General features: G+C 39.0%; 5 protein-coding genes. 2 read left to right on the plus strand and 3 right to left on the minus strand.

The genetic code is table 11. The annotated features are described in order from the left end of the window. Positions 1 to 16: 16 nt before the first annotated feature. Positions 17 to 3,646, minus strand: coding sequence for a DNA polymerase III subunit alpha (gene dnaE / locus M901_RS01100; RefSeq protein WP_021276291.1), 3,630 nt, complete (start codon positions 3,644 to 3,646; stop codon positions 17 to 19). A gap of 258 nt (positions 3,647 to 3,904) precedes the next feature. Between dnaE and M901_RS01105 the strand changes: the two genes are divergently transcribed. Together M901_RS01105 and M901_RS01110 are read left to right on the plus strand one after the other, a co-directional pair. Then, entirely contained in the window at positions 3,905 to 4,906 is a 1,002-nt protein-coding gene (locus M901_RS01105; protein ID WP_021276292.1) for a glycoside hydrolase family 73 protein, read from the plus strand. After that, positions 4,903 to 5,466, plus strand: a complete 564-nt coding sequence (locus M901_RS01110) for a hypothetical protein (RefSeq protein ID WP_021276298.1) — start codon at positions 4,903 to 4,905, stop codon at positions 5,464 to 5,466. The genes M901_RS01105 and M901_RS01110 overlap by 4 nt, the downstream gene beginning before the upstream one ends. Before the next feature lie 21 nt (positions 5,467 to 5,487). Here the strand turns inward: M901_RS01110 and M901_RS01115 are convergent, their stop codons facing one another. Together M901_RS01115 and M901_RS17330 are read right to left on the minus strand one after the other, a co-directional pair. Next, the gene (locus M901_RS01115; RefSeq protein ID WP_021276309.1) at positions 5,488 to 7,023 is read right to left on the minus strand and encodes a PhoX family phosphatase; all 1,536 of its coding nucleotides are present in this window, start codon (positions 7,021 to 7,023) and stop codon (positions 5,488 to 5,490) included. 128 nt (positions 7,024 to 7,151) lie between these two features. Next, positions 7,152 to 7,310 carry a putative lipoprotein gene (locus M901_RS17330; RefSeq protein ID WP_021276293.1) on the minus strand — a complete coding sequence of 53 codons (159 nt, stop codon included), beginning with the start codon at positions 7,308 to 7,310 and terminating at the stop codon, positions 7,152 to 7,154. Positions 7,311 to 7,516: the final 206 nt, after the last annotated feature.

Consider the following 7,516-nt stretch of genomic DNA (forward strand, 5'->3'; position numbering starts at 1 on the left):
TTTAGTCTACTCTATTTTATTGTTGTAAACTTGGAGCTTCTTCAACTCTCCCATCAACGATGAAGTTTACAGCATTTGTATCAAAAATTTCATTTACCTTTGCAGCGAGTTGAGGCGTCGGATTAACCAAGAAACTTCCTCCCAGTGGCAATCGTGCGCGACCATTCTCATGCTCAAAAATAATATGTAGAGGAACACTTCCTCTATATCCAAGAAGAGTTTGCTTAAGACGATTTAAGCGCCCTTCGTTTAACCCTTCCATTTTAACATTAATTCGAACTGAGGTAACCCTTTGTTCTGCCTGATCTTTTAATTTTTGAACCTTACTAGGAAAAAACTTCCTTGGCTCTTCGGCCAGGTTTACTTGCCCAGTCATAATCAGCGGCTCATCACTAGAGAGAAGCTCATTAAACTCAGCAAAAGTCTTAGGAAAGACAATACATTCAATCTTTCCAGTCATATCTTCGAGAGTGGCAAAACACATTCTGTCACCCTTCTTAGTCATAATATCCTTCTTCTCAACAATCATTCCTGCAACAACCATATCTCGCTTTGCCTGACCGTCGATGTCATGTATTTGAGCAATTGGCATTGAAGCAAGTTGTTCAATAACACCTTGGAATCGATCGAGAGGGTGACCTGAAACGTAGATCCCCATAAGCTCAGCTTCATAAAGAAGCTTATCTCTGTCGTCAAAATCTTCCACATGGTGGATATCAAGCATATTGGCCTGATCATTGGCCTCTTCAGAAGCTCCCATATCGAAGAGGTTTGTTTGCCCAAGCTCTTTTTCCATCTGGCGTTTTTGAGCGTAGCTGACAACAATTTCCATATTCTCAAGCATGGTTCTTCTATTCATTGTATTTTCACAAGAATCAAATCCACCAACCTTGATAAGAGCTTCAATAACTCTCTTATTTACACTCTTGAGATTAACTCTTTCACAGAAATCAATGAAACCAGTAAATGGCCCATTCTCTTCCCTTTCTCGAATCATCTCTTCAACGGCTCCTTCACCAACACCTTTAATGGCCCCCATTCCAAAACGGAGGTTTCCATCGACAACGTTGAAAAGCCAAAGCGATTCATTAACATCAGGAGCTAAAACTTCAATTCCATAAGACTTTGCATCGTTAATATAAACAGTAATCTTATCGGTATTAGATAATTCCGTACTCAATAGTCCCGCGAAGAACTGAGCCGGATAATAATGCTTTAAGAAAGCTGTTTGATAAGAAATATAAGAATAAGCAACCGCGTGGGACTTGTTGAATCCATATTCCGCGAAACTTGCCATCAGTCCATAAAGATCATCGGCCTTCTTCTCATCAAAACCTCTTTCACGTGCACCATTGAGGAAGATCTCACGGTGTTCTTGAATAAGCTTAATCTTCTTCTTACCCATGGCCTTACGAAGAATATCCGCTTGTCCAAGACTGTAACCAGCAAGCTCTCGGGCAATATTCATAACTTGCTCTTGGTAGATAATAATACCGTAGGTATCTTTAAGAAGTGGCTTTAGCTCTTCAAAGGCATATGTTTCAGGTTTACGCCCGTGCTTGATCTCAACGAACTCATCATGCATTCCAGAACCCATTGGTCCAGGTCTATAGAGAGCGTTAATAGCGGTAATATCATCAATTGAATCGGGTTGAATTCTTTTACAAAGGTCAATCATCCCAGAAGATTCTAACTGGAATACTCCTGTCGTGTGACCATCACCAATAAACTTAAAGACATTCTGGTCTTCGTAGTCAATGGCCTCAATATCAAATTCCGGCATATGGTCACGCTGAATAAACTTAGAAGCGTGATCAATAACTGTCAGAGTTTTAAGACCAAGGAAGTCAAATTTAACAAGTCCAATCTGCTCAGAAAAGTCTTTGTCAAACTGAACAACCTTCTCCCCTTTTGCCCCTTTAAAAAGTGGACAATACTCTACCAGAGGAAGGTTTGTAATAATAACACCGGCCGCGTGAATCCCCGCGTGACGGTAGAGACCTTCGAGTCTTTTTGAAATTTTAAAGATCTGTCTGATTTTCTGATCACTCTCGATTAGCTCCGTTAGCTTAGGCTCCATTTCAAGGGCCTTATCAAGAGTAATCCCAATCTCATCAGGGATGAGTTTTGAAATCATATTGGCCTCAGCAAAAGAGAGGTCGTAAACACGAGCAACGTCTTTTACAACGGCCTTTGCTTGAAGCTTACCAAAGGTAATAATTTGCCCAACCTTATCTTCACCATATTTCTCAGTTACATACTCAATAACTCTTTGACGACCACTTTGACAGAAGTCAACGTCGAAGTCAGGCATCGAAATACGCTCAGGGTTAATAAATCTCTCAAAGAGAAGATTATATGGAAGAGGGTTAATATTGGTAATGGTTAGAGCATAAGCAACAAGAGAACCTGCCCCAGATCCACGACCTGGCCCAACAGGAATTCCATTATCTTTAGACCACTGGATAAAGTCAGCAACGATAAGGAAGTACCCAGGAAACCCCATCATATTAATCATATCGATTTCATATTGGAGTCGCTCATAGTACTGAGGTTTTAGCTCAGTCTCCCAGTTTTCTTCTTGGATAAGCTTCGTGAAGTGAGGACCTTTAAAGCGCTCTTCAAGACCTTCCTTAGACACTCTTTCGAAGTAGTCATTCATGTGCTCCCCAGTATCAATTGGGTAATCAGGAAGGTGATAAATTTGGTTCCCCTTTTCATCGGTCCAATTTAGCTCGACATTACACTTATCAGCGATTTCAAGTGTATTATCACAAGCTTCTGGACAGTAATGAAAAGCCGCCCTCATCTCCTCAGGAGTTTTGTAGTAGAACTCATGAGAAGTCATTTTCATTCTATTTTCATCGGCGTAGGTCTTTCCTGTTTGAATACAAAGAAGAACCTCTTGTGCTGTCGCATCCTCAGCGGTCATATAGTGAGAGTCGTTAGTTGCGACAAGCTTTATATTGTTATTACGCGCGTATTCAATAACTTTTTCGTTAACAATCTTTTGTTCAGGAATACCATTTTCTTGAATCTCAAGATAAAAATCGTCCGGACCAAAGATATCTCTTAACTTTTCAATGGCCTTAACTGCTCTTTCATCTTGTCCCGTAAAGAAGTTGTATCCAACCTCACCCTTTAAACAAGCAGTAGTACAAATCAGCCCTTCTGAATATTCTTTTAATAGCTCAACATCGGCCCTTGGCTTGTAATAGAAACCTTCCATATAGGCCCTTGAAAGAAGTTTACAAAGGTTCTTATAACCAGTGTTATTCTTTGCAAGAAGAATCAAGTGGTGAATCTGTCTTGACGACTCCTCAGCATCTTGAGAACCAACAGTCTTAGCTCTCTTGGCAGAAAGACGATCATGACGTGAGCCAGGTGTAAAATATATTTCAGAACCAAGAATTGGCTTAATTCCTGCTCCCTTACATCTTGTATAGAAATCAATTGCCCCAAACATATTACCGTGATCCGTTTGAGCAATCGCAGGAACTCCTAACTCTTGGGCCCTTGGAATAAGGTCTTTAAGACGAATGGCCCCATCCAGTAGTGAGTACTGAGTATGTAAATGCAAATGAACAAAGCTATCTGGGTGAGTTTCTTTAAATGATTTTGGAGTTTCCGTTGACGTGTCTTCCATCTCTCAATTTTCCTCGATGTGCAATTATTGTGTGTATGTCAAATAATCCCATAAATGCTTTAAAATGTCAGTTTTTACGGGTTTTTAAAGTGCCAAAAGTGCAAATAATAATTGTCACTGAAAGAATAAGAATCCCCTAGTGTTAAGGTCCATAACCTACTGATTTCTTGTTAGCTAGTTCGGTTTATTGAAACTCTTATTTGTGACTCAGGGCAAGAAACTTAAGATATAGAAGAACAACGACCGAGAAGTATACAGATGAGAGAGTTATTTTATTTATTAGTCATTTTAAGTGCGTTGATTTCGACATCATGCGAAACGCCAAAGACACATAGAGAAGGACTCCCTTTTCCAATATTTCGCTATACTCAGCCACCAAAAGATTTTTGCCCAACGATTGTTGATGACCCCTTTGTTCCTCAACAAGATCAGGCAAAGAGCTGTGTCAGCTACAACGAAGGGTTCTATCAAAATCTCGACTCTAGAGACTTTTCGAGAATGCAGAGTAATATTCCAAGTGATCAGAAAAAGAAAAACTTTATCAATATGATTGCACCAGCTGCGATTAAAGTTATGCAAGAAACAAAAATCCCTGCTTCTGTTATTATTGCTCAAGCTCTTTTAGAAACGGGTTGGGGATCTTCAAAGGTTTTTGCTCGTGCCAACAACCTCTTTGGACATTCTTGTTTTAGCTACGGAAGTAATAAAAAGAAAGTACTCTTTAAAGGAACTGATAAAGAGAGAACTATAACTTATGACTGTACAGTCAAAAGACCTGCCAATGAAGGTCACTATTATATGAAGTTTGAAAGTGTCTACGATAGTGTCTCTGCATATGCAGATAACCTACTTACAAACCAGAAGACAAGTAGGGCCTATAATAAAACTCGAAATGTTGTGGCCAAGGCAGAACTACAAGGTAGAGTGGCAACCTGGCAAGAGTTTGTTCCAACCCTTGGAAGTTATGCAGCAGATAGAGGCTATCGCAAGAAGTTAGGACAAATCATTCAAAAACAAGGTCTAGATCGATTTGATAATTCATCAGTCTGTGGCTCAATTGTAGAAAAAGATTTTAGTAATATTTCTCAGTGTGAAGATACTATAAAAAGCGAAAGTGTAAGAAACACGGAAAGATCATTTGAACATGCTGAAGGCAAGAATGGAACAAGTGTGGCGTCAAATACAAGTCAAGACAATGCTGATAAAGCTTGTGAAGATTGTTCTTCCAATTCATCTAGTTCTCAAGGAGAAGAGCGATGAAAATAACAAACCTATTCAAAAAAAGTATTAAGATATTTCTAGTTCTTAGTTTAACGAGCACTTTTGTAATGGCAGATAAGTGTCAGGATCTTCTTAAAAATAAAGCGCTATATAAGAAGATTGTTGCTTGTGACAATATTAATGAGTATCAACTGATACAATACCTCAGTAAAGATGCAGGTGTTAGTGTCGCTCTTCACAAGGGAGAAAAGGCCATTACCAATCTTACTGGTTTTGGCGAATATCCAAAGAGCTTTAAATTAAAACTTAAATCAGAGAAGAAGCAGGTTAAGAGTGCAGTTATCTCTTACTCAGATTCTCGACATAGCTACATTTTTAGAAGTTATTACGGACCAATAGAAGGTATCTATATTCTTGATTTAGATACTTCCAAAAAGGAGCCTACTCTCCTTGAGAGTCATATCATTGCGAAGGATGGAGAAGATAATAATCTGATTCCGGTAAAGTCTTCGACTCAAGTCCTTCTTGAGAATCACAAAATCAAAATTGATGACAGAGTATTCCATATTCAATCTAAGAAAACACTTCAAATAAAGTAAAAGGGCCAGTAGGCCCTTTATTTATGACATTAACTTATCGAGTAACTCACCTTGAATTTGCACAACAGATGGTTTTGGGACATTTCCCTTCCCCTCCGGCCAATGACTTGTTAAGGCATCAAGACTTCGAGACTTTTCTCCAGGATGCTGAACGCTCATAAAAAGAGTCTTGTAATCCTCTGAAAAAGTAATTCCTGTAAGCTCCGCATCTTTAGGAGCTGAGGCGACCTGAAAAGCCTTTCCTGCATCTTTACCGGCCAGAGGAATATAGAAGAGTCCATTATTCTTAAACTTCTTATAAGGGACCTTATTCATCATACTTCCAGACATATCAGTCGTGACCCACAAGTTCCCCTTCTTATCAAAGGCTAAATTATCAGGGCAAGCGACTCCACTTTCTTCTCCCCCAATAAGCGAATCCGCAGTCTTAAATGACAGGGAGCCATGATCACCATTATCTGGAATAATTTTTAAAATTTTCCCGAAGAAATTATTCTTTGGGTTCTTGAGATCGCGGCTTGAGTAATTATTTGTTAATGCAATATATACGTCGCCGGTGCTTGGATGAATTTCAATATCCTCCGGTCTATCACATGGAGTTGCCCCAATAAGTCGAGCCGCTTTACGACAATGAATTTGTATTTCTAATTGGGATTTAAAGTTCTTTTTTAGAACTTCACTCTTATTGATATCTAAAGAGAGCCATTTACCATTCGTTATATCTGCAACAAAGAGTTCTCCATCGTCTAGAGAGTCTTTTGTATTTGAGACAAACTTATAAATAAATTCGTTCTTTCTATCATCACCAGAGTATGCCACGACACGTCCATCTTGAGCCTTTGCTAATGTACAACACTCGTGGGCATAGCGGCCGATAGAAGTATGCTTCTTTGCTTCACCTGTTCTTGGATTAACCTCGACAACCCAACCATAATGATGAGGATGATGATCTGGATAGTATTTTTCCCAACCGTAGCGACTTTCCGACTTCTCCCCTTCATGAGAGAGCTCGCCAATAAAACTATCGTAATTTTCTTCACAAGTTAAAATTGTTCCCCAAGGAGTCACTCCTCCAGCACAATTTCCAAAAGTCCCTATTCCAAACTTTTTGTTTGCGACAACTTTATCAGCAGCAAATGGAATTTTTGTTAAGCCAGTGAGACGACGGTTGTACTTAGAATCTGAGACAAAGCTCCAAGTTCCATTGAGATTCTTTTTGATTTCTACAATAGAACCACCACAAGCAGTTAACTCAGTCGTTACCTGCTCCTTAGTTCTTTTAGTCTCTCGTGTATATCCACTAACAAAAAGAGGATGGACATACTCATGATTAACCCATAAAAGAGCGCGATCCTTAGAAAGATAAGTTAATGCCGTATAGTCATTATTGTAGCCAAAAGCTTCATGTGAGTTGATTTTATCTCCCCATTTCAAAAGAACATCATAATGAAGCCCTTCAGAAAGAATGAGATCATCTTTGTCACTTGGAATAATCGCAAAGGATTTGTTCTTACTCTGACAAGAGCTCATCGCGAGAATTGTCGGGCCAAAGGCCACGGCTCCCCCCCATGAACTTTACAAAATCACGTCTTTTCATTGAATTCAAAAAATACTCCTATTCTAATTTTAGGAATATTCTATCGAGAGTCCTTCTGAAATTAAAGACGTGTTTTGTTAGATTTTAATCAGAGAGTTCTTCTAATTCGTGGAAACTTTTCCATATGCTTTTCGAGTTTATCAAATGCCTTCTTTTCAGAAGCCGTCTCCCTCGAAGCTTTAGATGATGTTGTACACGATGTCAGGGCCAATAATGCGAGTAGTGGTATAAAAATTAGTTTCTTCATACCTGACCATATCGGTCAAACTTAAAAATACATGAAAAAATGCGAAAATATTACATAGAATTCAATATGTTAGCTTGCGTAAAAATGAGATTTATATAGAATGGGCCCATGGTATTTAATCGAAGCAAAAAGCCTAAGAATAAGGCTCAACTCGAATTCGAATTCCCAAGAGACAGGGAAAATGATCGAAACTTCCATCTTGGANG

Source organism: Bacteriovorax sp. DB6_IX (assembly GCF_000447775.1).
Classification (GTDB): domain Bacteria; phylum Bdellovibrionota; class Bacteriovoracia; order Bacteriovoracales; family Bacteriovoracaceae; genus Halobacteriovorax_A.

Bases quoted from the DNA above. Each gene is read 5' to 3' on its own strand.
- M901_RS01105 (WP_021276292.1), top strand. From the start codon at position 3,905: ATGAGAGAGTTATTTTATTTATTAGTCATTTTAAGTGCGTTGATTTCG.
- M901_RS17330 (WP_021276293.1), bottom strand. From the start codon at position 7,310: ATGAAGAAACTAATTTTTATACCACTACTCGCATTATTGGCCCTGACA.
- dnaE (WP_021276291.1), bottom strand. From the start codon at position 3,646: ATGGAAGACACGTCAACGGAAACTCCAAAATCATTTAAAGAAACTCAC.
- M901_RS01110 (WP_021276298.1), top strand. From the start codon at position 4,903: ATGAAAATAACAAACCTATTCAAAAAAAGTATTAAGATATTTCTAGTT.